This window comes from Streptococcus sp. 1559 (assembly GCF_013276735.1).
In the GTDB taxonomy this organism is placed as follows: domain Bacteria; phylum Bacillota; class Bacilli; order Lactobacillales; family Streptococcaceae; genus Streptococcus; species Streptococcus pseudopneumoniae.
Genome location: NZ_VMLO01000138.1, coordinates 1 through 2,386, shown reverse-complemented (window position 1 = coordinate 2,386; position 2,386 = coordinate 1). Strand labels below are relative to the sequence as shown.

2 protein-coding genes are annotated in these 2,386 nt (G+C 41.5%); both read right to left on the bottom strand.

Going from position 1 to position 2,386, the window contains the following annotated elements; all coding sequences use genetic code 11:
• Positions 1–134: 134 nt before the first annotated feature.
• Positions 135–1,217: a DEAD/DEAH box helicase gene (locus HT688_RS11440; RefSeq protein WP_000837546.1), complete on the bottom strand. Its 1,083-nt coding sequence runs from the start codon at positions 1,215–1,217 to the stop codon at positions 135–137.
• Positions 1,214–2,191 carry a Gfo/Idh/MocA family protein gene (locus HT688_RS11435; protein WP_000915857.1) on the bottom strand — a complete coding sequence of 326 codons (978 nt, stop codon included), beginning with the start codon at positions 2,189–2,191 and terminating at the stop codon, positions 1,214–1,216. Before HT688_RS11435 ends, HT688_RS11440 begins: the two co-directional genes overlap by 4 nt.
• Positions 2,192–2,386 lie beyond the last annotated feature (195 nt).

The window sequence follows — 2,386 nt, the reverse complement described above, 5'->3', positions numbered from 1 at the left end:
TAAGACTGACGAAGTCAGTAACCATACATACGACAAGGCGAAGCTGACGCGGTTTGAAGAGATTTTCGAAGAGTATAAAATTGAATTGCTTATAAAAAGCTCCATACACTGGATGTGTATAGAGCGATGGGGCTTTATTTAATATAGAGTTCTTGATTTTTCAAGACAATTTCACGTACGCTCGCAAATTTCTTAAGTTTTTTAAGTTCTTCTGGATGAGTGACGAGAGTGATAACATAACCTTCCTTGCCCATACGGCCAGTACGGCCAGCACGGTGAGTGTAGGTTTCAATATCTCTAGGAATATCAAAGTTTACGACACATTCTAGGCTATCGATATCAATTCCACGTGCCAGAAGGTCTGTTGCTAGAAGCAGGGTTAGTTGCTTGTCTTTAAACTTTTCTAAGATGACTTTTCTAAATTTGACATTAACATCACTAGCGAGAGAAACAGCCAAGATATCCCGATACTGTAATTTTTCCTCTGCACTTCCAAGGTCTGATAGGCTGTTAAAGAAGACCAGACCGCGGAAATCCTCCACATGAGCTAGTTTTCGTAGCATATCCACTCGGTGACGTTGGTCTACCTGCATATAGAAATGTTGGATGTTATCCAGTTTTTGGTCAGAGAGATCAATGGTACGTGTGTTTGGCGCAATCTTTTCTTGGTCAAACTTAGTCGTGGCACTCATGTAGACCAGTTGGTGGTCACGCGGTGCGTAGTGAGTGATTTTCTCAACAAAGTGAATCTGAGAATCATCTAGCAATTGGTCGAATTCATCCAGGATGATGGTTTCCACATTCATCATCTTGATTTTTTTCAATTTAATGAGTTCAAAGATACGTCCAGGAGTTCCAATCAGAATTTCTGGTCCTTTTTTTAGGCGTTCAATCTGGCGTTTCTGGCTCGAACCTGATAAGAAGAGTTGGGGAGTCAAGCCGATAGTCTCAGCCCACGTTTTACATACATCAAAAATCTGTCCAGCAAGCTCTGTATTTGGTGCTAGAATCAAGAGTTGCTGCGCTTTTTTCTTTTGTAGTCTGAGAAGACTTGGTAGGAGGTAAGCTAGGGTCTTACCGGTTCCTGTTGGACTTACTCCTAGAAGATTTTCTCCTGCAAGAATGGGCTCAAATAGTTGAGTTTGAATGGGGGTAAATTCTTGGAAACCGAGTTGGTCACTTAGTTCTTGCCATTCAGTAGGTAGTTTGCTTTTCATTTTTCTGCCTCAAATCTAATGCCAGCAGTCTGGCGCATGGTATATAGTAGCTCATGAACAGAGCCTGCATCATCCAGCCAAGTCTGGTAAAGTGTCTGGTCTGGTTGCTGAATCATGTGTGCAAATGCAGTGACTTCCTCAGTCATCGTATGAGGAGCCTGTTGAATAGGGAGCTGGACTTGATTGCCTTGGTGGTCGGTAAAAATAGCTGAGCGAATATGCTCAATCGTGTTGAGGGTCAAGGTTCCATTTGTTGTGTAAATTTCGCAAGGAAGATTGGAAGTGATGTTTTTCCCAGCCTTGATATGAACTTGAAAGTCAGGGTAGAAGAGGATACCGTCTCCATTTAGGTCCATGCTATTGTCAAGCTGTTGAGCCATGTAGGTTGCGTCCTCAGCCTTTCCAAAGAGACGAACGGCAGCGTAGAGAGGATAAATCCCCAAATCCATAAGTGCTCCACCAGCAAAACGCTCTGAAAAGACATTGGGCGTATGCCCAGCCAACAAGTTAGGCATTTTGGAAGAATATTTGGCATAGTTGAAATCTGCCCCCAAAATTTGTTTGTCTGCTAAAAAGTTTTTGATGATAGTGAAAGCTTTTTCATGGTAATTACGAGCTGCTTCAAAGATAAAACAGTGATTTTTTTCAGCTGTTTGAACCAAATCCGGCCAGTCTTGTGGCTGAGTGACAGCTGGCTTTTCAAGAATGACATGTTTACCTGCAGACAAGGCAGCCTTTGCCTGAGCAAAATGCAAGGAGTTTGGACTGGCAATATAGACTACATCGAAGGAGCTCTTGAAGAAGTCTTCTAATTGATCAAATAGTTGGATATCCTGATAGCGAGAAGCAAAGGTTGCTGCGGTTTCAAGTTTCCTAGAATAGACTGCGACCAGCTGGTATTTCCCACTAGCATGGGCTGCTTCTATGAAGTGGTGGCTGATATCGCCAGTGCCAATGATACCTAATTTAAGCATAAATACTCCTTTTCTGATTTTAAATCCTTCTTTTATTATAACATAGATAGACGGGACTATCCAACAGAGGGGAAAAATTTCAAATAAGCGATTAGCTTTCTTCTGAAGAAAAGCTTTCTTTTACGAATAAATAGATAGAAGCATCAAATCTAGCAAATTAGATTAAAAAATGTGCTATCCCGACTTTATCACTTA